21 protein-coding genes and 1 riboswitch are annotated in these 24,397 nt (G+C 60.2%); of the genes, 16 read left to right on the top strand and 5 right to left on the bottom strand.

Features of this window, described 5'->3' with window-relative positions; translation table 11 throughout:
- Window positions 1–56: 56 nt before the first annotated feature.
- Window positions 57–168, bottom strand: a riboswitch (TPP riboswitch).
- A gap of 199 nt (window positions 169–367) precedes the next feature.
- The gene (locus ABD833_RS12785) at window positions 368–610 is read left to right on the top strand and encodes a hypothetical protein (RefSeq protein WP_345073474.1); all 243 of its coding nucleotides are present in this window, start codon (window positions 368–370) and stop codon (window positions 608–610) included.
- 160 nt (window positions 611–770) lie between these two features.
- Here the strand turns inward: ABD833_RS12785 and ABD833_RS12780 are convergent, their stop codons facing one another.
- The 3 genes from ABD833_RS12780 to pnuC form a co-directional block, all read right to left on the bottom strand.
- The gene (locus ABD833_RS12780) at window positions 771–1,658 is read right to left on the bottom strand and encodes an aldose 1-epimerase family protein (protein WP_345073473.1); all 888 of its coding nucleotides are present in this window, start codon (window positions 1,656–1,658) and stop codon (window positions 771–773) included.
- 69 nt (window positions 1,659–1,727) lie between these two features.
- A complete protein-coding gene (locus ABD833_RS12775; RefSeq protein ID WP_345073471.1) occupies window positions 1,728–2,273 on the bottom strand; it encodes an AAA family ATPase in 546 nt (181 codons plus the stop codon).
- Window positions 2,273–2,899 carry a nicotinamide riboside transporter PnuC gene (gene pnuC / locus ABD833_RS12770; protein ID WP_345073469.1) on the bottom strand — a complete coding sequence of 209 codons (627 nt, stop codon included), beginning with the start codon at window positions 2,897–2,899 and terminating at the stop codon, window positions 2,273–2,275. Before pnuC ends, ABD833_RS12775 begins: the two co-directional genes overlap by 1 nt.
- Window positions 2,900–3,017: 118 nt before the next feature.
- Here pnuC and ABD833_RS12765 point away from each other — a divergent pair, with 118 nt between their 5' ends.
- From ABD833_RS12765 to ABD833_RS12755, 3 genes are all read left to right on the top strand, one after another.
- Complete coding sequence (locus ABD833_RS12765; RefSeq protein ID WP_345073468.1) at window positions 3,018–3,341, top strand: rhodanese-like domain-containing protein; 324 nt, start codon at window positions 3,018–3,020, stop codon at window positions 3,339–3,341.
- A gap of 96 nt (window positions 3,342–3,437) precedes the next feature.
- Window positions 3,438–5,969: an ATP-dependent helicase HrpB gene (hrpB, locus tag ABD833_RS12760; RefSeq protein WP_345073467.1), complete on the top strand. Its 2,532-nt coding sequence runs from the start codon at window positions 3,438–3,440 to the stop codon at window positions 5,967–5,969.
- Window positions 5,970–6,239: 270 nt separating this feature from the next.
- A complete protein-coding gene (locus tag ABD833_RS12755; protein ID WP_345073466.1) occupies window positions 6,240–6,896 on the top strand; it encodes a DUF2490 domain-containing protein in 657 nt (218 codons plus the stop codon).
- A 180-nt stretch (window positions 6,897–7,076) separates the two neighbouring features.
- Here the strand turns inward: ABD833_RS12755 and ABD833_RS12750 are convergent, their stop codons facing one another.
- The gene (locus ABD833_RS12750) at window positions 7,077–7,925 is read right to left on the bottom strand and encodes an oxidoreductase (RefSeq protein ID WP_345073465.1); all 849 of its coding nucleotides are present in this window, start codon (window positions 7,923–7,925) and stop codon (window positions 7,077–7,079) included.
- 323 nt (window positions 7,926–8,248) lie between these two features.
- Between ABD833_RS12750 and guaB the strand changes: the two genes are divergently transcribed.
- The 9 genes from guaB to ABD833_RS12705 all read left to right on the top strand — a co-directional run bounded on the left by guaB (window position 8,249) and on the right by ABD833_RS12705 (window position 19,487).
- On the top strand, window positions 8,249–9,724 hold the full coding sequence (gene guaB, locus ABD833_RS12745) for an IMP dehydrogenase (RefSeq protein ID WP_345073463.1): 1,476 nt from the start codon (window positions 8,249–8,251) through the stop codon (window positions 9,722–9,724).
- 371 nt (window positions 9,725–10,095) lie between these two features.
- A complete protein-coding gene (locus ABD833_RS12740; RefSeq protein ID WP_345073462.1) occupies window positions 10,096–12,186 on the top strand; it encodes a PP2C family protein-serine/threonine phosphatase in 2,091 nt (696 codons plus the stop codon).
- 14 nt (window positions 12,187–12,200) lie between these two features.
- Complete coding sequence (locus ABD833_RS12735; RefSeq protein WP_345073460.1) at window positions 12,201–12,530, top strand: STAS domain-containing protein; 330 nt, start codon at window positions 12,201–12,203, stop codon at window positions 12,528–12,530.
- A 25-nt stretch (window positions 12,531–12,555) separates the two neighbouring features.
- The gene (locus ABD833_RS12730; protein WP_345073459.1) at window positions 12,556–12,969 is read left to right on the top strand and encodes an ATP-binding protein; all 414 of its coding nucleotides are present in this window, start codon (window positions 12,556–12,558) and stop codon (window positions 12,967–12,969) included.
- Window positions 12,970–13,149: 180 nt separating this feature from the next.
- Complete coding sequence (locus tag ABD833_RS12725; protein ID WP_345073458.1) at window positions 13,150–15,447, top strand: peptidylprolyl isomerase; 2,298 nt, start codon at window positions 13,150–13,152, stop codon at window positions 15,445–15,447.
- 314 nt (window positions 15,448–15,761) lie between these two features.
- A complete protein-coding gene (locus ABD833_RS12720; RefSeq protein WP_345073457.1) occupies window positions 15,762–17,150 on the top strand; it encodes a peptidylprolyl isomerase in 1,389 nt (462 codons plus the stop codon).
- 92 nt (window positions 17,151–17,242) lie between these two features.
- Complete coding sequence (locus ABD833_RS12715; RefSeq protein WP_345073456.1) at window positions 17,243–18,208, top strand: AAA family ATPase; 966 nt, start codon at window positions 17,243–17,245, stop codon at window positions 18,206–18,208.
- Window positions 18,209–18,352: 144 nt separating this feature from the next.
- On the top strand, window positions 18,353–18,796 hold the full coding sequence (locus ABD833_RS12710) for a hypothetical protein (RefSeq protein WP_345073455.1): 444 nt from the start codon (window positions 18,353–18,355) through the stop codon (window positions 18,794–18,796).
- A 124-nt stretch (window positions 18,797–18,920) separates the two neighbouring features.
- The gene (locus ABD833_RS12705) at window positions 18,921–19,487 is read left to right on the top strand and encodes a GNAT family N-acetyltransferase (RefSeq protein ID WP_345073453.1); all 567 of its coding nucleotides are present in this window, start codon (window positions 18,921–18,923) and stop codon (window positions 19,485–19,487) included.
- A gap of 19 nt (window positions 19,488–19,506) precedes the next feature.
- On the opposite strand, the gene ABD833_RS12700 is transcribed toward ABD833_RS12705, so the two are convergent.
- The gene (locus ABD833_RS12700; protein ID WP_345073451.1) at window positions 19,507–20,625 is read right to left on the bottom strand and encodes a hypothetical protein; all 1,119 of its coding nucleotides are present in this window, start codon (window positions 20,623–20,625) and stop codon (window positions 19,507–19,509) included.
- A gap of 240 nt (window positions 20,626–20,865) precedes the next feature.
- Here ABD833_RS12700 and recA point away from each other — a divergent pair, with 240 nt between their 5' ends.
- The 3 genes from recA (at window position 20,866) to ABD833_RS12685 (ending at window position 23,997) form a co-directional block, all read left to right on the top strand.
- The gene (gene recA, locus ABD833_RS12695; protein WP_345073450.1) at window positions 20,866–21,957 is read left to right on the top strand and encodes a recombinase RecA; all 1,092 of its coding nucleotides are present in this window, start codon (window positions 20,866–20,868) and stop codon (window positions 21,955–21,957) included.
- 209 nt (window positions 21,958–22,166) lie between these two features.
- Window positions 22,167–22,991, top strand: a complete 825-nt coding sequence (locus ABD833_RS12690; RefSeq protein ID WP_345073449.1) for a DUF3108 domain-containing protein — start codon at window positions 22,167–22,169, stop codon at window positions 22,989–22,991.
- Window positions 22,992–23,298: 307 nt separating this feature from the next.
- Window positions 23,299–23,997, top strand: a complete 699-nt coding sequence (locus tag ABD833_RS12685) for a response regulator transcription factor (RefSeq protein ID WP_345073448.1) — start codon at window positions 23,299–23,301, stop codon at window positions 23,995–23,997.
- Window positions 23,998–24,397: the final 400 nt, after the last annotated feature.

Here is a 24,397-nt window from a genome sequence, read left to right as displayed (position 1 = left end):
GTAAAAAAGAAAAAGTGGAACGGGCCCTACGCCAGGGGTCGGCGCAAAAGGTTTTCACGTTCGCGGATCGTTTGTTCCCTTCGCCGGCATTACCCGGATCAGGTTCAATGGGTATGATCTCAGCCCCACGGCATCGTTGCCGATGGTGGGACACCCCTAAACTATGCGGCAAAACTAGGGCCTATGGTCTGCCCTTCCAAATCAGCTTATCCGTCGACCTTTACTTTAGGCTGATAATCAACTATCTTAGGAAAGCAGTAGCGGCCCAAAAAGTTGATTTAGGCCAAAACAACTCCCCCCTGCGGGCCGTTACTCCACTACCGCCCGCCGGCTCATTGGGTTTCCGTCGTCTTTCACTGCCCTCGCCATGATCAGCCTTGTCTATGCCCTCGTGGTCTTCTGCATTCTCGCTTATTTTATGGTAATGCCCCGGCGGCGCTACCAGCAACCCCCCTTTCCCGACAGTGACGACGACGGCGGCGAACCGCTCGACGACGGCCTGCCCGACCTGGACCTGCCGCCCGGCATCACCCGCCCCGTCAACGACTGGGAGCCCGACTACAACCGGCCGAAGGTGCCCATTCGTCCCAGCACCCCTATCCTGCTGTAGTTTTTCTTCCTCGCACAGCGGCCCTTTCGCCCTGGCTTTCCTCCTCGTCAGGCGTGGCTGACGCGAGCAGGAGGCCGGGGCGAAAGGGCCGCTTACTATAAGCTGGGGCTGATCAGAAACTTTCTTATGGGCCCGGGCTACCGGGATGCAGGCCCCCGGCTTACTCTATCGTGATGGAGTAAGCGGCCGAAAACTGCCGGCCGGGGGCCAGCGTCAGAATGCCTTCCTTTTCGGCCAGCTCCATAGGTCCATCAACGGAGCCGGCAATTCCCTGCCAGGGTTCGATGCAGACAAAAGGCGCGCCCGGCCCTTTCGTCCAGAGGCCCAGATAGGGAAAGCCGTCGAAGCGCATGTGCACGGCGCGCCCGGAATGGCGGCTGCGCAGGCTGATCCGGGTGAAATCGAAGTGCTTTAACACCAGCGCATCCTGGGCGAAAAGATCGTAGGTGAGCGGCAGCGTGTTTTGTTGATTCAGCACCCGCTCCGTGGCGCCGGTTAGCAGGCCACCGTGCAGCAGATGGCGCTCCAGGGTTACGGGGTGGTCGAAGTGCAATGAGTAATCCTCAAACTTTTCTCCCGCCAGCAGCGGGCAGCGGAAGGCGGGGTGCGCCCCAATGCTGAACAGCAGCTCGTCGTCGGCCGCCGGATTATGCACCTCCCACTGCCCCGTGAGCGTCAGGCCGCGTAAACGGTAGCTGATGACCAGCACGAACTCGAAGGGGTACGCCGCCCGGCTGACGTCATCGGCCCGCAGCTCGAAAGCCAGCTCCGTTGCGGACTGGCGCACAAGCGCAAACTCCCGGTCGCGGGCAAAGCCGTGCTGGGGCAGCTGGTATTCCCGGCCCTGATGCCGGTAGGTGTCATTGGCGAGGCGGCCGACGATAGGAAACAGTACCGGCGCGTGGCGGGCCCATACCGTCGGGTCGGCCGGCCACAGGTATTCCAGCTCGCCCGGCTCCGGCAGATCCCGGCGGATAAAGCTGCTCAGCTCGGCCCCGTAGCTTTGCACGGCTACGCGGCACTGGTCGTTTTCGAGGAAATAAATCATGCGGCAGAACGTAGATCAGGAAAACGCCAACCAAGGACTGGCTTACTGAGCCCCGGCGACCCCAAACAGTTAGCGGGACGTGGCCGGCCCCGCGCGATTTTCGCCGGCCAGCAGCTCATCGACCAGATAGCAGGCCTGCTCGAAGCGCCGGGCGGGCGGACCGCTGATTTCGGCGAAGTTGGAAACCTGACTGCTCAGCTCGGTGTGGTAGAGGTTGTAGAAATGCTGGCGGTGAGTGGGATGCTCGCGCAGAGGATCAGGCTCCCAGGGCAGGTCTACGTCGAGCAGGAGCACTAAGTCGTAGCGCCGCTGCTCGATGCGCCGCAGGATCCACTCCGGACAATGGCCAAACGCGTGTTCTGACCAGATTTTAATGACTAGCAGGTCCGTATCGTAGAAAACCACCCGGTGGGCCTGCGCGGCGGCGGCTTCTTCGGCGGCCAGCTGGCCCTGCGCAATGGTTTCCAGGTCGGCCAGCCCGTAGTTTGGGCCGCGGGCTTCGAGGTAGGCCCGGGCATATTCGGGCGCCCAGGTGGTCTGGTACTGTTCGGCCAGCAACCGGCTCAGGGTAGTTTTGCCCGTCGATTCGGGGCCGGTGAGGGCTACGCGCAGCATCAGGCAGCCGGAATTGCGGGGGCAGCGGCGGCGCGGGCGGCGCGGCGCCATTCCACGTAGCCATACCCGGCCAGAATGAGGTATACGGCATACAGACCGCTGGTCGGATACAGCTCCTTATACCACAGAATAGGCACGTAAATAATGTCGACCAGAATCCAGAGCAGCCAGTTTTCGAGGCGCTTGCGCACCAGCAGATACTGCGCCGCCAGACTCCCAGCCGTAGTGAAGCTGTCCCAGTAGGGCAGAGCCGCATCGGTGTAATGCCCCAGGTAATAGCCCGACAGGGTGGTGAATGCGACGATGCCCACCCCTATCCCCACCCATTCGCCGGGCCGGGTGCGGGTTACGACCAGCGCCGACCGGCGGGTGCCACCGTACAGCCACTCGTACCAGCCGTACAGGCTCAGGGCAATGAATACCCCCTGCAGATTGCGGTCGGAATACAACTGGGCGCTGTGATACACACTGATATAGAGCCCGCAGCTGACGATGGCCACCGGAAAGTTCCAGAGCGATTCGCGGGCCGCCAGCCACACGCAGGCAAAGCCGGTGACGACGGCCACCCATTCCAGCGGGGTGTTGCCCGCGGCGGAAGTCCAGAACTCGTAAAGGGAAGTCAGCAAAAGCAAGAGATGGGTAGGCCGCGAACCGGAATAATCTGACGACCACCGCCAGATTCAGCCAAAGCTAACCAGTCAGTGGCTAATTTTACCCGTGCCCCCGCAATTTCGTTTCCCGCTTATGCTCCCCGACCTCACGCCCGAAGACCTGCACGCCCGCCTCCAGGGCGGCGAAATACTGCAATTGATTGACGTGCGGGAGCCCGAAGAATACGCTTACTGCCGCATCGAAGGCAGCCGCCTGATTCCCCTGGGCGACATTCCGGGCCAGGTAGCTGAGCTGGCTACCGACCACCCCGTGGTGCTCATCTGCCACCACGGGGTGCGCTCGGCCCAGGCCCTGGCTTACCTCCAGCACCGGCACGGCCTGACCAATCTGCTCAACCTGCGCGGCGGCATCCACGCCTGGTCCGTGCGCGTCGATCCGACGGTAGCGGTGTATTGAGGCCTGGCAAAAGATCGTCTGGCCGTATGGGCTGGCAGTCCCGCCCGCGGCTACCGACTTCTGCCCGTTGATCGTTAACCGCCATACCCACTCCTCTTGCGCCTCCCCGACCTTCCCATCTGCGCCGCGCTGCCCGAGCTGCTCGCCACGCTCGACACCGCTACCTGCGCGGTTTTGCAGGCCCCGCCCGGCGCCGGCAAGACCACGATAGTGCCCCTGGCCCTGCTGGAAGCTTCCTGGATGCCGCCCACGGGCCGCATTATTGTGCTGGAGCCGCGGCGGCTGGCGGCCCGGGCCGCGGCGGCGCGGATGTCCAGCATTCTGGGCGAGCCGGTAGGCCAGACCGTAGGCTACCGGGTACGCCTGGAAAGCCGGATTTCCGCGCACACCCGCATTGAAGTCGCCACCGAGGTCATTCTGACGCGCATGCTGCAGGACGACCCGGCGCTGGAAGGCGTAGCGGCCGTGCTGTTCGATGAATTTCACGAGCGGAGCCTGCAAGCCGACCTGGGGCTGGCCCTGGCCCTCAATGCCCAGGCCGTACTCCGTCCCGATCTGCGCCTGCTGATTATGAGCGCCACGCTGGAGGCTGAGCGACTGGGCGCCTGGCTCGGGGCTCCCGTCGTGCGCAGTGCCGGGTTGCAGCACGCCGTAACCACCCACTACCTTTCCCCGGCCCGCGTGGCCGCCGCCGGCAACCGCCCCAACGACCGACTGGCAACCCTCACGCCCGCCCTCATCCGCGAAAGCCTGAGCACCCACGCCACCGGCGACCTGCTCGTATTTCTGCCGGGTTTGGGCGACCAGCGCCGGACGGCCGAAAAGCTGACCGGCGTGCTGCCCGATACGGTTGACCTACACGTGCTGCACGGCGAGCTGCCGGCCGAGCAGCAGGATGCCGCCCTGCGTCCCGCGCCGACCGGCCGGCGCAAAGTGGTGTTAGCTACCAGCATCGCCGAAACCAGCTTAACCATTGAGGGGGTTCAGGTCGTGATAGATGGCGGCTATGCCCGCGTGCCGCAGTTTGAGCCCCGCACCGGCCTGACCACGCTGGCTACGGTGCCCGTCAGTCAGGCGGCGGCGGACCAGCGCCGGGGCCGGGCCGGCCGCCTGGGTCCCGGCACCTGCTACCGGCTCTGGACCGCAGCCGAGCACACCCTGCGCCCGGCTCATCTGCCCCCCGAAATTCTGACGGCGGATCTGAGTGGGCTGGCCCTCGAGCTGGCCCTCTGGGGTACGCCCGATCCGGCCACCCTGCGTTGGCTCGACGCTCCCCCTTCCGTCGCCCTGACCCAGGCCCGCGACCTGCTGGTACGCCTGGGCGCCATCACTCCCTCCGGTCACCCCACCCCGCACGGCCGGGCTATGGCGGGGCTGGGCCTGGTGCCCCGCCTGGGCCATCTGGTAATCCGGGGGCGGGAAATCGGCCACGGCGCTACCGCCTGCGCCCTGGCGGCCCTGCTCACTGAGCGCGACATCCTGCGCGCCGCCGACGGTACGCCGGCGCCGCCCGATCTGCGGCTGCGGCTGGAAGCCCTGGCTACGGGCCGGGCACCTTTTCCGGGCCTTTTGCCCGATGCCGGCGCCGTACGGCGGGTACGCGAAGCCGCGGCTGTGCTGCGCAACCGCGCCGGCGTCCGCGATACTCCCTTGGAAGCCGATGCAGCGGGCATCCTGGCCGCCCTGGCCTACCCCGACCGCCTGGCTCAGCGGGAAACGCCGGAACGGGTGCGGCTCGTCACGGGTCAGCGGGCGACGCTACCGGCGGAGTACTTCAGTAAGGATGATATCTTCTTTGCCGTGGCCCATCTCGATGGTCCGGCCACCACTCCCCGGGCCGGGCTGGCTGCCCCCGTGGAGCTGGCCGAGCTGGAAAAGTATTTTGCCGACCTCATCGAAACCCGGGAAGAAGTCCGTTGGGATGCGGCCAATGGCCGGGTAACCGCCCGCCGCCTGCGCCGCCTGAATGCCCTTACCCTATCGGATACCGCGCTGGCTCAGCCCGCGCCGGCAGCAATAGCCGCGGCCCTGCTGGAAGGATTGCAGACGGCTGGTATCAGCCGGTTGGCCTGGACCGCGGAGGCCCAGCACGTGCGCGAGCGACTGGCCTTTCTGCATCAGCTGGAGCCCATGGCCTGGCCCGATGTCGCTGATGAAGCACTCTGCCACCAGCTGCCGGCGTGGCTGGGCCCCTACCTGGACAGCGTACGCACCTTGGCCGAAGTGAATCGGGTGGATCTGGGCGAAGCGTTGCTTAACTGGCTGCCCGGCGGCTGGTCCCAGCGCCAGGAGCTCGAACGGCTGGCTCCAACTCAGCTGGAAGTTCCCAGTGGCTCCCGCATTACGCTTGACTACAGCAACCCGGCTGCGCCCGTGCTGGCGGTGCGCCTCCAGGAAGTGTTTGGCCTGCTGGATACGCCCCATGTGGCCGGGGGCCGGGTTCCACTCACCGTTCATCTGCTTTCGCCCGCCCGCCGCCCGGTGCAGGTGACCCGCGATTTACGCAGCTTCTGGACCACGGGCTACTTCGCCGTGCGCAAGGATCTGCGTGGCCGTTACCCCAAACACTTCTGGCCCGATAATCCGCTGGACGCGGTGCCTACGCGAGGCATCAAGCCGCGGCGGTAGCCGGTAAAGCTATTCATGGCACCAAAGCTCTTTTCGGACCGGGCGGCTTCGCACAAAGCTATTCGACCCCGGGTAACCCATTCTGCACCACCAAAATAAACCAGGTAACAATTAAATAACACTGGTAATGATTCCGTAACATTGAGTATGTGCACGGCTACTCCTTTCTCTCTTTCCCTGCTTGGCTGCTTTGTCAGCTTGCTGCTGACTCCAGCGGGGGTGCGGGCACAACAGGGGCTGGACCACAGGGACAGATTGCCGGTGGAAAATGTGTGGCTCCTGTACTCTACTGATGCGCAGCTGACCGGAAAATGGGGGTTGCATGCCGATGCCCAGATTCGGCGGGCCCGCAGCGCCGCTACCTTGCGGCAGAACCAGGTGCGCGTGGGGGTCAACTACACTGCCAATCCTCAGGTGGTGCTCACGGCAGGTTACTCCTACGTCGATCTGTACAGCGCTGATGAAGCACCGGCAGCTATTCAGGCCCCCGAGCACCGACTTTACGAGCAATTAATACTGCAAGACGACCAGGGGCTGGTGCGCATGCAGCACCGTTACCGTCTGGAACAGCGGCGGCTGACACGCCCGGGGGAAGAAGAGCCGGTGTATCTGAATCGGTTCCGCTACCAAATGCGGCTGACCCTGCCTTTACGGGGAAAAGCAATAGAACCGGGTACACCTTATATCGCGGCAGCTAATGAGCTGCTCTTCAACTTCGGGCGTAATCTGATCGGTGGCATTTTTGATCAGAACCGGGCCGCAATAGCGGTGGGCTACCAGTTCACCAAAGCCACGGCTCTGGAAGCCGGCTATCTGAATTTACTATCCCCGACCGCCAACCAGGCCCGGCAGCGGCACATTGCTCAGCTTAGCCTCACCTTCAACCCCGATTTACGGCCGCCCACACTAAATCCGACGCAGTACTGAGCCGTATATTTTTTGGCTTAGGATGCTGAATCAGGTTTTCAGAGCCGGAATGCCCGGCCTACGCGGCCACGGACTTTTCACCTGCCACCCGCTTGCCGCAGTGGCTTGAGCAACCAAAAATCCCGTCCCGAAAGCAACAGTGCTTCCGGGGCGGGATTTTCAGCTGTTCCTTCAGACCGATTATTCTCCTTCCGGGAAATCAGCCGCGTTGCCGGTTTCGGCTACGGCTTCCAGCTCAAGCAGCAAACCCGTGAATTTCTCCCGGGCTCCTTTCACGGCAGCCTTGCCCAGGGGCAGATGCAGGGGCGGATTTTCCTGGCGCACGAGGTCGTACATGGTTTGGGCCGCCCGCACCGGGTCGCCGGGCTGGCGGCCGCTGTTGCTTTGGATGCCTTTGAGGTTTTCGCCCACCGTAGCGCGGTAATCCTCGATGCTGGTATCGACGAAGTTCGCGGAAGCCCCGGCCCACTCCGTACGGAACCCGCTGGGCTCGATGTTGGTCACTTTAATCCCGAGCGGCGCGACCTGCTGGGCGAGACTTTCGCCAATAGCTTCCAGCGCAAATTTGGAAGCATTGTAAATGCCCACGCCGGGGAAGGTTTTCAGGCCCCCAATACTGGTGATGTTGAGCACGTGGCCGCTTTTCCGCTCCCGCAGGTGGGGCAGCACGGCCCGCAGCACGTGCAGCGGCCCAAACACGTTCACATCGAACTGGCGCAGCACCTCGGCCGCGTCGATTTCCTCAATGCTGCCCAACGAGCCGTAGCCCGCGTTGTTCACGACTACGTCGATATGGCCCAGGGCCTTGATGGCCGCCTGCACCGTCTGCTTTACCTGCTGCTCGTCGGTAACCTCACACACGAAGCCCTGCCCATTGGCGCCGGCTTGTTGGGTGAAGGCATCGGCCTGCGCCTGCTGGCGGAAGGTAGCGGCCACTTTATCGCCTTTTTCGAGGAGCAGATCCGCCAGGGCAGCCCCAAAGCCAGTGCTGACGCCAGTGATAAACCAGTTTTTAGAGTTGGTGGTCATAAGAAGTGGAAAGGTTCAGGCCTGGCCCGAACAGGGTTAGACGAACACGAAAAAGCTGGGCCCCGGCGGTCAGCTTTGTCAGTGGTAGGGTCTTTCAACTCCGGAAAGGCAAAGCAGGTTTATTTTTTTGCTTACCCTGCTTTACCAGAACGGGCCTGAACTGTTGGAGCGGTCAGGGATAATGCCCATCCCCGGGGCGCAGACCGCCCGCGGCGGTTACCAATAGCCCGTTTTTACAAATAGATACCCCTGGCCCGCCCTTGCACCCAAGTTTTCGTCGTAGCTTTGCCCGGCAATAAGTGTCCCCTAACAACTTGTTGCTCATGGCTGCCGACGCCCTCCCCAAAATTGCCTTCGAGGCCCTCACCTACGACGATGTGCTGCTGCTGCCGGCATACTCCGAGGTTCTGCCCCGCGATGCCGACACCAGCGCCCAACTCACCCGAAACATCCGCCTGAATCTGCCGTTCGTTTCGGCGGCCATGGATACGGTCACGGAATCGGAGCTGGCTATTACCATGGCCCAGGAAGGCGGCCTCGGCATCATTCACAAAAACATGAGCATCAAGGCGCAGGCCGAGCAGGTGCGCCGGGTGAAACGGTCGGAAAGCGGCATGATCCTCGACCCGTTCACGCTGGAAGAGCACGCCACCCTCGGCGACGCCAAGCAACTGATGCGCAAGCACAAGATTGGTGGTATTCCGATTATCGACGCCCAGCGTAAGCTCAAAGGCATTCTGACCAACCGGGACCTGCGCTTCGAAAAAGATATGGCCCGTCCCGTATCGGAGGTGATGACCAAAGGCAAGCTTATAACCACCGAAACCGGCACCGATCTAGCCCGGGCCGAGGACATCCTGCAGGAATATAAAGTGGAGAAGCTGCCGGTAATTGACCAGGACGGCCGTCTCACCGGGCTCATCACCTACAAAGACATCCGCAAGCGCCGCCGCACGCCGCACGCTTCCAAAGATGAATTCGGCCGCCTCCGGGTCGGAGCCGCCGTGGGCGTCACCGCCGACCTGCTCGACCGGGTGGCTGCTCTCGTAGAGGCGGGCGTAGACGTAGTGAGTGTGGATACCGCCCACGGCCATTCCAAGGGCGTACTCGATGCCGTACGCAGCATCAAGAAGCAGTTTCCCCGGCTTGAAGTCATTGCCGGCAACGTAGCTACTGCCGAAGGCGCCCGCGCCCTGGCCGATGCCGGGGCCGACGCGGTGAAAGTGGGCGTTGGTCCCGGCTCCATCTGCACCACCCGCATCATCGCCGGTATCGGCGTGCCCCAGCTTTCGGCCGTGATGGAAGCCGCCCGGGGACTACAAGGCACCGGCGTACCACTCATTGCCGACGGCGGCGTGAAGTTCAGCGGCGACGCGGTGAAAGCCCTGGCCGCCGGAGCATCCAGCATCATGATCGGCTCGTTGCTGGCCGGCACCGAGGAAGCCCCCGGCGACATTATTATCTACGAGGGCCGCAAGTTCAAGTCGTACCGGGGGATGGGCTCGGTAGAGGCCATGGAAGAAGGCTCCAAGGACCGCTACTTCCAGGATGCCGAGGATGACGTGAAGAAACTGGTGCCGGAGGGCATTGTGGGCCGGGTGCCCTTCAAGGGCGGCGCGGGGGAAGTGCTCTATCAGCTGGCCGGTGGCCTGCGCGCGGGCATGGGCTACTGCGGGGCGGCTACCATTGAGGTGCTGCAGCAGGCCCGCATGGTCCGCATCACCAACGCCGGTTTGCGCGAAAGTCACCCCCACGACGTCCAGATCACCAGCGAGTCGCCCAACTACAGCAGCCGGTAGAGTAATCCGCCGGGGAGCATAGCCTGTGGGCCCGACCGACGGCCGCTCCAGTCGGCTTTGGTCGGGCCTGATGATCCAGAGTAACTCAAACCGCCCCGCCGTGCGCACCCGGTGGGGCGGTTTGAGTTACGGCCGGTTTTGGCTTTTCCGGAATGCCGGTTTCGCCGTGGGGCGCTGACTATAGGTTGTTCCCCGTTCCGTTACCTGCGCTACTACTTTCCGGGGTATAGACTTCATCTTCAGCTGCCTACATTTGCCAGGCTGGTTATTCGAAACTCCTGATCCTTTATTCGGCATTCAGACGCTATCTTAGCCGACTGATTCCGGACCGGTTTTCCGGCCGGGGCTGACTGCCGTACTCTACTCTGTTCATGCATTTTCTCCAGAAGCTGAAACCTGCTGTTCTGCCACTCACGGCGCTGAGCTGGCTGGCATTGCTCATCAGTGCGCTGCTTCATTCTGCTACCGACCGTGCCGGGCTCGTCCCCGACTGGGTGACGCTGGTGGCCCAGACTGCATTTGTGGTGGGGGCCTTCCTCTATCAGCGCGGGCTGCCGGACCCTTTGCGGGGCACCGATTTCATCGGACTGCTTCGGCGGTTACTTTTGGGACCGGGGTTGGTAGCGGCTGGTTGCGTTGGGCTCCACCTAGCGGAGCGCCTGGTCCAGTTGCGGGCGCCCACCACTGACCAGACGTTCTTCTCCCTGATTTATACTATTAATCTGGGCTTGTTCGTCTGCTTTCTGGCCTACGCCAACTATACCTGGCGCTCTTTGGTACTGTTCCGGGCGTCGCCCACTATTCGCAGTAACTGGCACTGGTTCGAAGTCCTGCTCGGCGTTACCCTGTTGCTGCGACTACTGAACTGGACCCCGCCCGCAGGGCTAACCTATGGTATTCTGGGGGGGCTGGCCCTGTTTGGCATTTACCTGAGCAGTCATCAGAAATGGATAGCGTATCTGAACCGGCGGCAGAAATGGGAAGCCGTGCTCATGCAGATTGCGCTGCTGCTGTGCATAACCATTTTCGCAGTTTACTTTCTGCGCATCACCCAGCAGGCTCGGCTGGTAGCCCCTGCTGCTCAACACGGATTTTTGCTCCTGCTGGTATTCAGCGCCTTTTTCTATGCGCTGATAGGCTTGCTCATCACCTTATTCAATCTACCGACGGCCGGTCTGTTTGAGCAGAAGCGCGAGGAAATGCTGAGCCTGCAACGGCTCAGCCAACTCATTCAGAAGGGCCAGACCGAGCAGGAAGTATATGACATGCTGTTCGACGCCGCCGTGCAGACCGTAGAAGCCGATGCCGCCTGGCTGGACGTACGCAACGAAGCCCGCGGCCTGCTGTATGGTAAGTCCTTCAACATTGAGGAAGACACTATCGCCGCTATTCGCACCTTGCTGGCCGACTATGATCTGGGCCAGATTGAATACCTCAACAACGACCTTCCCAACAGCAGCGGCTTTCAGGCCCTCAACCTGCCGCTAGGCTCCTTAATTGTGATGCCCATGCGCTCAGCCAAACGACAGTATGGCTCCCTGTATATGTTGAAGGGGCAGCGTCAGGGCTTTGACCACGAAAACCTGGGTATTCTGCAGACGTTCGCTACCCAAACGGTGCTGAGCATCGAAAATCTGCACCTGCTGGCCAGTTCGCTGCAGAATGAGCGGGTCCAGGAAGAGCTGAAAATCGCTTCCTCCGTGCAGGACAGCCTGATTCCTAAGAATCTACCCATCGACAACTGGTTTGAAATCGGTTCCCACGCCCGGGCCGCCAAGGAAGTGGGCGGCGACTTCTACGACTTTCTGCACCTGCCCGGTAAGCGGCTCGCCATCCTGATCGGCGACGTATCGGGGAAGGGCATCACGGCCGCCTTCCACATGGCCCAGATGAAGGGAATCTTCCACGCCCTGATGCAGGAAAATCCCCTGGCCAAGGATGAGCGGGAGAAATTTCCGGTGCCCAGCAAGTTTATGGCCATGGCCAACCGCGCCCTGACGCACTGCCTGGAAAAATCGTCGTTCATCACCGCGGCGCTGTACATCGTCGACTACGAGCACGGGGGATTCGTGTTTGCCCGCGCCGGCCACTGCCATACGCTCTACTATCATTCCATCAAAGAAGAGGTTTCCTATTTCCGCACGGCGGGCCTGGGCCTGGGCATTATCCGCAACGACGGCTACGAGAAGCATATCAAGAACCAGTTTTACGACTACAATCCCGGCGACGTCATGGTCATCTACACCGATGGCATTGTGGAAGCGCGGGGCGCAGATCAGGAAGAATATGGCGAGGAGCGACTCAAGCAAATGCTGGAGCGCAACTATTACCTTGAGGCTGACGAAATCAAACAGCAGATCCTGAACGACCTCGACGAGTTCAGTTTTGGTCAGCCCATGCACGACGACCAAACGCTGCTGGTCATCAAATTTAAAGCGGCCCAACCCGAACCCTTAAGTTAACGTACAGAGGAGGCATGAAAATAACGCAACAGTCCACCGAAAACACCCTAATCCTCAGCCTGGATGGCGAACTGGATGCCAGCTCTTCGGTTTTGCTCGACACGGAGCTTACTCAACCGGACGTGCTCAAGTATCAGAAGGTCCTCATCGACTGCCAGCGCCTGAACTATATTTCATCCGCGGGCTTAGGGGTTTTTATTTCCCATCTGCAGCAGTTTCAGGATGCCAACGTGAAGCTGGTCTTCTTTAACATGCAGGAGAAGGTTCACAACGTCTTTGAGATTCTGGGCCTGGACGCCCTGATGACCATTGTGCCATCGGAGGCGGAAGCCACCGCCATCTAAGCTGCCGAAGGATAACGCGAGGGGAATGAAAAACGCAATTCGGATCAGTTGTAGCCGCAGTAATCTGAAGGTAGTGCGCGACTTTGTCAGCACGTATCTGGCAACCTATAGCTTATCCGATTTGCACCTCAACCAAATTGTGCTGGCCGTAGATGAAGTAGTAGCCAACCTGATCATCCATGCCAATGGGGAGGACGAAGCGCAGCATCTGGACTTGCGGGTGACCGTCGACAATCAGGTTTTCGGCATCGAAATAGAGGATGACAGCCCCTCATCGTATGCCCCGTCTACCTACCGGGAGCCGGACCTGCAGGAACACATCCGCACGGGCAAAAAAGGCGGTGTGGGCATGGCGCTGGTCAACCGCATCATGGATCGGGTAGAATTCTCGACCACCGGAACGCACAACGTGTGTCGGTTGTACAAGAAGATAGCCTGACTGGTCAGTCTTGCCGCAGAAAAAGCACTTCAGCCGCGAAGTGCTTTTTTTTTGTATCGGCCGTGTTGACCACCGGCAGGGAGCAGCCCAAAAAAAATCCGTAAAATTGCAGCAAGCTGCCGCTCCGGTTACGGACGTGCCGGCGCTGACAGTTCGCTTTAGTAGTTTCTTATTCCCTGTATGCACAAACGCATTCTGTACGCCGGCCCTCTTGCCGTTGCATTGCTGGCCGGGTGCCAGACTACCAAATCCCTGACGTCGGCCCCACAGCCCGTAGTGGAAACGCTCGGCACGACGGCCGTGCCCGCGGCGGAATTTGCCTACGTATACCGCAAAAACAACAGCACGGCCCCGGAATACGGGACCAAAGCCAGCGTTGGCGAATACCTGGACCTCTACACCAACTTCAAGCTCAAGGTGCTGGAAGCCGAACAGCGGGGGCTCGACACCACCCGGGCCTTCAGGCAGGAGCTGGAAGGCTACAAGCAGCAGCTGGCCCAGCCTTACCTCACGGAGAAGAGCGTAACCGATCAGCTCGTGCGGGAAGCCTACGACCGGATGGGCCAGGAGGTAAATGCTTCTCACGTGCTGATCCGCATTACCCCCGATGCCGACCCTAAGGATACGCTGGTAGCCTACCAGAAAATTGTAGCCCTGCGGCAGCGGGTAACGGGGGGCGAAGACTTCGGCAAAGTGGCCAGCGAAACCTCCGAAGATCCCTCGGCCCGCGAAAACGGGGGCAAGCTGGGCTACTTCACCGCCATGCAGATGGTGTATCCCTTCGAGTCAGCGGCTTACAAAACCAAAGTTGGGGAGGTTTCCCAGCCCGTCCGCACCCGCTTCGGCTACCACCTCATCAAGGTCAACGACATGCGGCAGGCCCAGGGCGAAATCAAAGTCGCCCACCTCATGATCCGGGCCACCCCGGGTATGCCGAAGGCAGACTCGGTGACCGCCAAGAAAAAGATTGATGAGCTCTATGCCCGGCTCAAGCGGCAGGAAAACTGGGAGAAGCTGGTCGCGCAGTTTTCGGAAGATGCCGGCTCCGCCGCCAATGGGGGGGAGCTGCCTCCTTTCGGTACGGGCCGCATGATTCCCAGCTTTGAGGAAAGTGCCTTCCGCCTCCAGAACCCCGGCGACCTGGCAGCACCGGTGTCGACGCCTTACGGCTGGCACATCATCAAGCTGATCGAAAAGCAGCCCGTCGCTAAATTCGAGGATATGGAGCCGTCGCTGAAAAGCAAGGTATCCAAGGATTCCCGCTCCGAGCTGAACCGGTCCGCGTTCCTGAAGCGTATCCGCACTGAAAACAGCTTCACCGAGAACAAAGCCAGCAAGGATTATGTGTTTACCAAAGCTGATACGGCGCTGGTAAACGGCCGTTTCAGGTATACCGCCTTGCCTGCCCCCGCCAAGGCCGGCAAAACGACGGGCGATAATTCACTGCTATTCACCATCAAGGACAAGCCTTATCTGGTGAAGGACTTTCTGACTTATGCACAGCAGAACCAGAAAGCCCGTCCCGGCTCGGAACCACGCTATACCATGCAGCAGCTCTACGACCAATACGTAGATCAGCAGCTGACGGAATACGAGAAGGCCAACCTGGAAACCAAGTACGAGGACTACCGGATGCTGGTAAAAGAGTATCGCGACGGTATTCTGCTGTTTCAGCTGATGGATGAGAAGGTGTGGTCCAAAGCCATTGAGGACACCGTGGGCCTGCAGAAGTTCTTTACTGAGAACCAGAGCAAGTATCAGTGGGGTCCGCGGGTACAGGGCACGGTGGTTAGCGCGGCTACTGCCCGGCTCCTGGCTCAGGCTCAGGCTCAGATGAAGAATGGCCGCTACCCGGTGAAGAACGGAGTACCCGCTACCGTAGCCTTTCGCCCCGGCACGGCGGATATTCTCAAGGGCGCCTGGAGCAGTCTCGACCGCCTGGCCAGCCAGCTGCAGGCCGATACCACCCTGAACCTCGTGGTTACGGGCCGGGCTAAAAAGGGCGAAAGCGCGGCCGTAGCGAAGAAGCGCGCCAGCAACGTAGTGCTGTACCTGACCAGCAAAGGCGTACCGGCCCGGCAGCTCAGCCCGGCGGCGAAGACCCGGACGGCCGCCGATGGCTCAGCCCAGCTGGCCCTGACGGGTACGAACCCGGCCGCGCTGGAAGAAACCCTGAATGCGCAGAACCCGCTGGCCATTCAGATCACGCAGCGCAGCTTCGTGAAAGGCGACAACAAAGTAATGGACGGCCTGCTGGACCGTGGTCCGGGGTCCTACCCCGTGCAGCAGGATGGCCGCTACTATGCCGTGACCATCGATAAAGTGCTGCCGGCCGGGCCAAAGACGCTGGCAGATGCCCGGGGCCAGGCGACTTCCGACTATCAGAATTATCTGGAGAAGCAGTGGATTACGCAGCTGCGCGACAAGTATCCCGTCAAGTTGAACCAGGCCGAAATAGATAAGCTGGTGACCAAGTAGATTTCCCCCTGACTAATGCAATGCAGAAAAGCTCCGGTGCCACCGGGGCTTTTCTTTTATCCGCCGTTACATGCAACGCGGAGCTACCCGCGCGGCTCCATGAGGGCGACGGCCAACAACTGCGGCCGCACAATCAGGATACTACCGCCAGACCAGACCCTGGGCGTTTATCAGGTAGATAGGATAACCCTCGCTCCAGCTTTTTTGCCGGAGAAGGGATTTATGTTGAAATTTACGGGCGGCTTTCTGCGTTTCTCCAGCCGATTGATCCGGAAGGCCTACTGATGCCCCCGGATGTTACTCTTCTCGATTCCATGATTCAATTCGTTCGTTTGTCAGTTCGCGTGGCGCTACTGACCCTAATGGTAGTAGCTGGCACGGTAAGCGCCAGTGTTGCCCAGCTCGGTATTGGCCGGCCCGCGGGTCGTTCCGTGGTCGATGCTATCATCGTGAAAGTGGACAACCAGATCGTGCTCAGCTCCGATCTGGAGGCCGTCTACGCCCAGCAGGTGGCCCAGGCGGAGGGCAAGCCCCTGCCCCCTGATCTGCGCTGCCGGATTCTGCAAAGCATCGTGCTCAACAAGCTGATGCTGGCCAAGGCCGAAACTGACTCGGTGGTGGTAGAAGATTCCCAGGTGAAAGGGGAGCTGGACCGCCGGATGGCCTACTTCGTCCAGCAGATCGGCTCGGAGAAAAAGCTGGAGGAATACTATAACAAGTCGCTCAAGCAGCTCAAAGACGACCTGCGGCCTCAGGTGAAGGAGCAGCTGGTGCAGCAGAAAATGCAGGAAACCATTGCGGGCAAAGTAACCGTGACCCCCCGGGAAGTACGCCAGTATTTCAACCGCACGCCCAAAGACAGCCTGCCGTACTATTCCACGGAGGTAGAAGTAGGGCAGATTATCAAGCTGGCCCAGGTGAACACCAAAGCCAAGCAGGAAACCCTTACCAAGCTCAACGATATCCGGGCCCGCATTTTGGGTGGGGAGGATTTTGCCACCCTGGCCAAGCAGTACTCCGAAGACCCGGGCTCGGCCGTAGAAGGAGGCTACCTGGGGTTCTTTAAGCGCAAGGAGCTGGTGCCGCAGTATGAGGCGGCGGCGTTGAAACTGGAGCCCGGGCAGATGTCGCCGGTGGTCGAGTCGCAGTTCGGCTTTCACCTGATTCAGTTGATTGAGCGCAAGGGCGACTCGTACAGCACCCGGCACATTCTGCTCAAACCCGCTACCGGCAACAACGACGTGAGCGAGGCCGCCCTGCAGCTGGCCAAGCTGCGCACCCGTATTCTGGCCGACAGCCTTACCTTCGCCAAAGCCGCCAAAGACCAGTCCGACGATAAGCTGACCAGCGGCAACGGCGGCCTGATTGCCAACCGCCAGGACGGCAGCACTTACCTGCCCCTCGACAAGCTCGACCCGGCCATCTTCTTCACCATCGATACGATGAAAGTAGGCCGCATCACGCCGCCCCTACCCTATCGCACCGACGACGGCAAGGATGCGATGCGCATTATCTGGCTGAAATCGAACACGCCCCCGCACCAGGCCAACCTGAAGGACGACTACCAGAAAATAGCCGGGGCGGCCCTGAACGAAAAGAAAAACAAGGCCCTGGATGAGTGGTTTCTCCAGAACCGCAGCAGCGTCTATATCGAAGTCGACCCGCGCTATCTCGACTGTAAGCTGCTGGACGCGGTTAATTAATTTCTTCGTTTTTGGTTGTTCGTTTTTGGTTTTCAGCCCACTAAAATTATCAAAAGCCAAAAAACGAACACCCAAAAACCAACAACGACTTAATGCGCACATTCTCTTCCGATAAAGAAGCCGCCGATGCGCTGGCAGCTTCTTACCAAACGTTGCGCAAGGAAATCGGCAAAGTAATCATCGGGCAGGACGACGTGGTGCGCCTCGTGCTGACGGCCGTGTTTTCGCAGGGCCACTGCCTGCTGGTCGGGGTGCCCGGCCTGGCCAAGACGCTGCTCATTCAGACCATTGCCGACTCGCTCGACCTGTCGTTCAACCGCATTCAGTTCACCCCGGACCTGATGCCGTCGGACATCGTGGGCTCCGAGACCCTGACCCAGCAGCGCGACTTCCAGTTTGTGAAGGGTCCCGTGTTTGCTAACATCGTGCTGGCCGACGAAATCAACCGGACCCCGCCCAAAACGCAGGCGGCGCTGCTGGAAAGCATGCAGGAGTATTCGGTGACGGTAGCCGGGCAGCGCTACCCGCTGGAACGCCCGTTCTTCGTGCTGGCCACCCAGAACCCGATTGAGCAGGAGGGCACTTACCCGCTGCCCGAAGCCCAGCTGGACCGCTTCATGTTCAACATTCAGCTCGATTATCCGAGCTACGAAGCGGAGCTGCAAATCGTGAAAAACACCACCTCGGATACCAAACCGACCGTGGGCAAGATTCTGCACGCCGACGATATTCTGGCGTATCAGCATCTGGTCCGTCGCGTGCCGGTGGCCGACAACGTGGTAGAATACGCCGTGAGCCTGGTGCACAAAACCCGCCCCAATACTGACCGCGCCGCCGGCCGCGCCACCCAGCTGCTGGAGTGGGGCGCGGGGCCGCGGGCATCGCAGCACCTCATTGTGGGAGCCAAGTGCAACGCCCTGCTGAATGGCAAATACTCCCCCGATATCGAAGACGTGAAGGCCGTGGCCCTGCCCATTCTACGGCACCGGCTGGTCCGCAACTTCAAAGCCGAAGCTGAGGGCATCAGCGTCGAGCAGATCATCAAAGAACTACTGTAGGGTCCCGGGGACTTGGGGTCTGAGGAACCTGGTTATGGTTCTGACCGGCTTTTGGTCCATCTGAATGCAGCTATTCTGCACCGTCGGAAGAGAAACCCAAGCCCCTGAGTCCCCAAGCCCCCAAGCCCCCAAGACCCCAACGAAATGGAAGTCCCGTCCTACTATCAGCAATTTGAGCGCAACGTCGCCATCATTCTCGACGCCCTGGACGCCGGGCTGGACTTGCGCACTACGGCCCTCGCAACGTCGCTGCCCCTGGAAATCTACGTGCTTTGCGAAGTACTGAACCAAGGCGGCGGGAATTATCACCTCACCACCGAGGGGCTGGCCCGGCTGGGCGAGTTCAGTCAGCAGTACCTGCCGCACGCCTCGGCCACCGAAGCCATTATCCGTCAGATTCTGGACGACAAGCGGGCCGCAATGAGTACCCCCGAAGGACGCGTCCTGACCAAGGAGATGCTGATTCGCCGGCTGGAGTTCTTCAACGAAACCGCCCGGCAGGTGAACGTGATGCGCACCCAGCAAGCCCTGGGCAGCCCCATGCAGTATCAGCACCCCCACTTTACGGCGCTGGTGGTAAACAAGTAAGCCTGCTTCAGGAAGTAGAGCTAAACGCCGCCCGCAACCGGGCGGCGTTTTTTGTAAGAAGCCGGTTCGGCCCGGTTATCTTGGCGGCGGGTTTGCGCGTAGATTGAGCGTGCCCCCTAGCCTTATGAGTCGTGCTCCCTCTGTTGCTCCGCCGCTGACCCCGATTCTCACGGCCCGCCTGCTGCTACGACCGTACGAGTTAACGGATGAAGCGCCTTTTTTCACCCTGCTGGCGCAGAACCGGCCGCGCCTGTCCCCAACCTTTCCGGCCCGGGTAGCGGCCGTCCAGACTCCAGCCGATGCCCGGCGCGTACTGGCTGCCTTTCAGCAGGACTGGCGCACCGGCCGCCTCTACGTACTCGGCATCTGGCACCGCGACACCAGCCTCTACCTGGGCGACATCAGCCTGCGCCCAGCCTGGAGCCGGCCCGTGAGTGCGGAAATCGGGTATTATCTCGCCGCCGAAGCCGAAGGCCAGGGCTATGCCCGCGAGGCGCTGACGGCCGCCGCCGCGTTTGGCTTCACCGCACCGCTACAGGCCCGGCAGCTCACCATCCGGTGCCGGCCCAACAATCCGCGCAGCATAGCAGTGGCGGCAGCGGTAGGGTTCCGCTCCGTCCCTGACCGCCGGCGGTGGCTCCTGCGCGGCGCCGCCGATATTCTCTGCTATCAGCTGGACCGCCCGGCCTGACCAACCTGCTTACTAAGCCCTACTCTACGCCCCGGCGGATGGTGGTCAGCAAAAAGCTCTGGTTGAAGTTGAAATACAGGGCGAAGGAAAAGTCGAACAGCCCATTATTGAGGTCGTAGAGCGGCTCGAAGCGGGTGGTCATAATCAGGTTGCCGGGCAGGCGGTAGTCCTTCAGGAAGCGGGCAATGAGTAGCTGCCGGTTTTTATCCACGTACTGCGGGTTGTTGACGGTATTGGAAATGGAGCGGTAGAGCGGTCCGCCCAGCGGGGAGATATAGCCGTTGCCGCGCCAATACGCCACCTGTAGGTTCGAGAGGCGCGTATCCACCCCCGCATTCAGATACAGCCCCGTGCCCCGGCGGAACGCCAGCACGTCGGTGAAGGAGTAGTCGTCGAAATACGTGACGTAGCCGTCGAAATGCACGGCGTGAAAAAAGCGCGACGCCAGCGGCTTGCGCACCCGCAGGCCGCTGGCCAGGTTGAACAGCGTTTGCAGCGGCGCGTCGACCGTATCAATCTGGCCGCCGCGGTGGGTGCCGGTGAACTGAAACGGCACCCGCAGCCACCAGCCGGCAGAGTCGCCGGCTACCGTGGCCTCGGTGGCGAGGCCGCCGGCCACTTCCTCCTGAAAGTTGCTGAACGGGTATTGCTGCCGCTGCCAGTCGACCCAGGCATCCAGGCTCAGGCGCTTTTTCTGCAGCTTATACTGCACGCCCTCTTCCAGTCGGTTGGTCATCACCCGTTCGAAGTCGAACATCGGCTCGATGTAGCCGTGGTGCAGATTGCCCTCGATATTACCGAACAGGATGCTGTGCGGGCCATTCTGGTATTTGATGGTGAGCAGCGGCTGGATTTCCCGGAAGCGGGCCGTGCCATAGTTTTTCCATAAAAACACGCCGGCCTCCACCCGCAGGTTGGCCGTGGGGAAGTATACCAGCCGCGGCGCCAGCTGGGCCCCGAAATATGTACGCCCTTCCTCAATCTTGTTGAAATACTCGTTGTCCTTGTTGAAAAGAAAAGCCTGCACGTCGAGCCGCAGCTGCCGCTCGTACTGCGGGCCCACGGGAAGCGGGTGAACGAAAGCCGAATTATCGAGCTGCGCCCAGGCGGGACTGATAGTGCTTCCCCACGCTAACAATACCAGTTTCAGGCAGTAGCGAACCGCGGGCTTTGACAAAAAATTTAGCATTCGTCCATAGTCTGAAATTCAGCAAATTTTTTTAGCATTGCGGGCACAAAATATAGCTCCGGCGCGTTACCCATTGCCGACCGAAAACAGCCTTGTACGCCCGGCGTAAAAGGGCTTTCCCGCATTGGTTAGGCGGCTAAAAACGCCTACATTCACCAAACCTAAGCATTTATCCCCAACCCTCTTCTAATGGCTGCTACCACAGACAAAGCCGAGAAAACTCCCGCAAACCCGCAGGCTGAAAAGCTGAAAGCCCTGCAGCTCACGATGGATAAGCTTGACAAAGCTTATGGCAAAGGCACCGTCATGAAACTGAGCGACAACAAGGTGGTCGACATCGCGACCATCAGCACCGGGTCGCTGGGCCTGGATATTGCCCTCGGTATCGGCGGACTGCCCCGCGGCCGGGTGGTCGAAATCTACGGTCCGGAATCGAGCGGTAAAACCACGCTTACCCTGCATTGCATTGCCGAGGCGCAGAAAAAAGGCGGCATCGCGGCCTTCATCGATGCCGAGCACGCCTTCGACCGCGCCTACGCCGAAAAGCTGGGCATCGATACCACCAATCTGCTCATCGCTCAGCCCGACAACGGCGAGCAGGCCCTGGAAATAGCGGACCACCTGATTTCGTCGGGCGCCATCGACATTATCGTCATCGACTCCGTAGCCGCCCTGGTGCCGAAAGGCGAGCTGGAAGGCGACATGGGCGATTCGAAAATGGGTCTGCAGGCCCGTTTGATGAGCCAGGCCCTGCGCAAGCTGACCGGCACCATTAACAAGACCGGCTGCTGCTGCATTTTCATTAACCAGCTGCGCGAGAAGATCGGCGTGATGTTCGGCAACCCTGAAACCACTACTGGTGGTAACGCCCTGAAATTCTACGCCTCGGTCCGCCTCGATATCCGCCGCATCGGCCAGATCAAGGAAGACAAGGACAATGTGACTGGTAACCGCACCAAGGTGAAGGTGGTGAAGAACAAGCTGGCACCGCCCTTCAAGGTGGTCGAGTTTGACATCATCTACGGCGAAGGCATCAGCAAAGTAGGCGAAATCCTGGATCTGGGCGTCGATATGGGCATCATTGCCAAGTCGGGCTCCTGGTTCTCCTACGACGGCAACCGCCTCGGCCAGGGTCGCGAAGGGGTGAAAACCATCCTGCTCGACAACCACGAGCTGGCCGACAAAATCGAGAAGCAAATCCGCGACATGGTGAAAGGGGAGCCCGAAGCGGTTCTGGCTGCCGTCCCAACGGAGGAGTCGACCGACGAAGACGACGACTAATATTCATCTTTCGCTTTGGAAAGCCTTTCCGGGAAACCGGGGAGGCTTTTTTAGTGCTTTGTCAGATCAGGTAAAAGGCCCTTGCTGAACCTTGGGGCAGCTTCCTCGTTCCTTTGAGGCCGGCACGGTGCTATTGTGCAGGCTTCGCGATATCTTTGCTGGCACCCTGTTTGAATGAGCATCGGCCAGACCCTTTTTTGTTTGTTCTCATGAAGCGCCGCTGGCTCCTGTCTTCTCTCGTTCTGCTGCCTTTAGCGGCCCTGTTTGCCTTCGGGCCGAATGATGCCGGGCGCACCGTGTCCAACTCCAGCTTTGCCCGGGGTGAGGTACTCCAGTATAAAGTCCACTACGGCCTCATCAACGCCGCCGAGGCTACCATTGAGGTGGCCAACGATATTCACCGGGTGAACGAGCGGCCCTGCTACAAGGCTACCGTGACGGGCAAAACCACCGGCTCGTTCGACTTTTTCATGCGGGTGCGCGACACTTGGCGCACTTACATCGACACGACCAGCATTCTGCCCCAGAAGTTTTTCCGCAATATCGAGGAGAACAACTACCGCAAGAAGGAAACCATCGACTTTGACCACGCGAAGCATACAGCGCAGGTGGAAACCCGCAAGAAAACCAGGGACAACGTACGCCAGGAAACCTTCAAAGTGCCCGACAACGTGCAGGATATGGTCAGCGGCTTCTATTTCCTGCGGACGCTGAACTACGACAACCGCCGCGTCGGTGACGTCATCCGCGTTCAGGGTTTCTTCGACAACCAGGTGTTCACGATGGACGTGATTTACAAAGGCCGCGAAATCGTGGAAACCAAAGCCGGCAACATCCGCGCTATCAAGCTGGTCCCGAAAATGCCGAGCAACCGGCTTTTTCGCGGGGAAAACGCGTTATCGGTTTACCTTTCCGATGACCGCAACAAAATTCCGGTTCTTATTCAGGCCGAGCTGTTCGTGGGAGCCGTGAAGGTGGACATGTACAAATACCAAGGGCTTAAAAGCCGGTTGAATCTGGTAGCTCAGAACTGATTTTCCTTGAAAGCGACTCTACCCGGGTCGCTTTTTTTTATCGCTGATTGTCGCTGATTAGCCGTTGATGGCGCTGATTCGGAAGTCATTCAGCGGTTTTACCGAATAGCCAAAGAAGCTACACTTTATGCCGCTGACGGAATTACCCGCCAAGAAATTGAGCCCCAAACCGCGCCAGCAACCAGCAGCGGCAGCAGCGCCCGGTCAGCGAAAATCAGCGATTAACACAATGGTAACACGCCCGGCCGTGCGGCAAGCGGTATTTTTGTCCTCGCGCATTTTCTTTTACCCCCAAATCCCTTGCCCCGTGCATCCAAACGCCACTTCTCACCCCTACAAGATCCTGGTCGTTGATGACGATCCGGACATCGTGGAACTGCTGGAGTACAATCTGCGCAAAGAGGGCTACGAAGTAGCCAGCGCCCCCGATGGCCGCAAAGCCCTGGAAATTGCGCCCGGCTTCGCGCCCGACATCGTCCTGCTCGACGTGATGATGCCTCACCTCGACGGCATCGATACCTGCCGCCAGCTGCGGGAGCTGCCCAAGTTCAAGGATACCTACATCATCTTCCTCACGGCCCGGGCCGAGGAGTTCTCGGAAGTAGCCGCCTTTGAAGCCGGGGCCGACGACTTCATTGCCAAGCCCATCAAGCCCCGCGCCCTGCTCAGCCGCCTGGCCGCCTTCGTGCGCCGCGACAAGGATCCGCAGGCAATTTCGGAAACCATCGAAATCAACGGCCTGACCATCGACCGCACCGGGTTTGCCGTGTATCAGGACGGCCGGAAGATTTCCTTACCCAAGAAGGAATTTGAGCTGCTGGCTTTCCTGGCCGCATCGCCCCACAAGGTATTTGGCCGCGACGAGCTGCTGCAGAACATCTGGGGCAATGATGTATTCGTGCTGGCCCGCACCGTAGATGTTCACGTGCGCAAAGTGCGGGAGAAAGTCGGCGACCACCACATCCAGACCATCAAGGGCGTCGGCTACAAGTTCAATATCGACTGACTCTCCCATATGCCCCTGAAGGGCTGATCAGATAAAGCCGGCTCTGCTACAGGACCGGCTTTATCTTTGGCTAGCGGGTCAGTCAGGACTGCTCCGGCATTATGCCCCGTCCGCATACGCTCCGTGTTAGTGAAGCTGTTTAGAAAGTCAAGCAGTCTGTCATCCTGAGCAGAGCGAAGGACCTTATCCCGGCTGAACGGTACCCGCTCGATGAACTACCAGGTGCGCTCAGGTCCTTCGCTGCGCTCAGGATGACAAACGCTTAGAAGCTGTTTGAGTTAGTTTTGTTGGATGCAAGCAGCCTCCATTTCAGCCGTTCAGAAACGGTATAGTTCGGATTTATCGACGCACGACTGGCAGCAGTTGGAGTCGTTACTGGTGGTGCGTCGGCGCGGCAAAT

The sequence above is a fragment of the Hymenobacter fastidiosus genome (genome assembly GCF_039539565.1).
GTDB classification, from domain to species: domain Bacteria; phylum Bacteroidota; class Bacteroidia; order Cytophagales; family Hymenobacteraceae; genus Hymenobacter; species Hymenobacter fastidiosus.
The sequence above is the reverse complement of the archived record's forward strand: the minus strand, read 5'-3'. Positions and strand labels throughout refer to the sequence as shown.

What these genes read in the sequence shown, in the direction of transcription:
- ABD833_RS12735 (WP_345073460.1), top strand. Translation starts at nt 12,201, where the DNA reads ATGAAAATAACGCAACAGTCCACCGAAAACACCCTAATCCTCAGCCTG.
- ABD833_RS12785 (WP_345073474.1), top strand. Translation starts at nt 368, where the DNA reads ATGATCAGCCTTGTCTATGCCCTCGTGGTCTTCTGCATTCTCGCTTAT.
- ABD833_RS12730 (WP_345073459.1), top strand. Translation starts at nt 12,556, where the DNA reads ATGAAAAACGCAATTCGGATCAGTTGTAGCCGCAGTAATCTGAAGGTA.
- ABD833_RS12690 (WP_345073449.1), top strand. Translation starts at nt 22,167, where the DNA reads ATGAAGCGCCGCTGGCTCCTGTCTTCTCTCGTTCTGCTGCCTTTAGCG.
- ABD833_RS12765 (WP_345073468.1), top strand. Translation starts at nt 3,018, where the DNA reads ATGCTCCCCGACCTCACGCCCGAAGACCTGCACGCCCGCCTCCAGGGC.
- ABD833_RS12715 (WP_345073456.1), top strand. Translation starts at nt 17,243, where the DNA reads ATGCGCACATTCTCTTCCGATAAAGAAGCCGCCGATGCGCTGGCAGCT.
- ABD833_RS12750 (WP_345073465.1), bottom strand. Translation starts at nt 7,925, where the DNA reads ATGACCACCAACTCTAAAAACTGGTTTATCACTGGCGTCAGCACTGGC.
- guaB (WP_345073463.1), top strand. Translation starts at nt 8,249, where the DNA reads ATGGCTGCCGACGCCCTCCCCAAAATTGCCTTCGAGGCCCTCACCTAC.
- ABD833_RS12725 (WP_345073458.1), top strand. Translation starts at nt 13,150, where the DNA reads ATGCACAAACGCATTCTGTACGCCGGCCCTCTTGCCGTTGCATTGCTG.
- ABD833_RS12720 (WP_345073457.1), top strand. Translation starts at nt 15,762, where the DNA reads ATGATTCAATTCGTTCGTTTGTCAGTTCGCGTGGCGCTACTGACCCTA.
- ABD833_RS12775 (WP_345073471.1), bottom strand. Translation starts at nt 2,273, where the DNA reads ATGCTGCGCGTAGCCCTCACCGGCCCCGAATCGACGGGCAAAACTACC.
- ABD833_RS12710 (WP_345073455.1), top strand. Translation starts at nt 18,353, where the DNA reads ATGGAAGTCCCGTCCTACTATCAGCAATTTGAGCGCAACGTCGCCATC.
- recA (WP_345073450.1), top strand. Translation starts at nt 20,866, where the DNA reads ATGGCTGCTACCACAGACAAAGCCGAGAAAACTCCCGCAAACCCGCAG.
- ABD833_RS12705 (WP_345073453.1), top strand. Translation starts at nt 18,921, where the DNA reads ATGAGTCGTGCTCCCTCTGTTGCTCCGCCGCTGACCCCGATTCTCACG.
- ABD833_RS12740 (WP_345073462.1), top strand. Translation starts at nt 10,096, where the DNA reads ATGCATTTTCTCCAGAAGCTGAAACCTGCTGTTCTGCCACTCACGGCG.
- ABD833_RS12780 (WP_345073473.1), bottom strand. Translation starts at nt 1,658, where the DNA reads ATGATTTATTTCCTCGAAAACGACCAGTGCCGCGTAGCCGTGCAAAGC.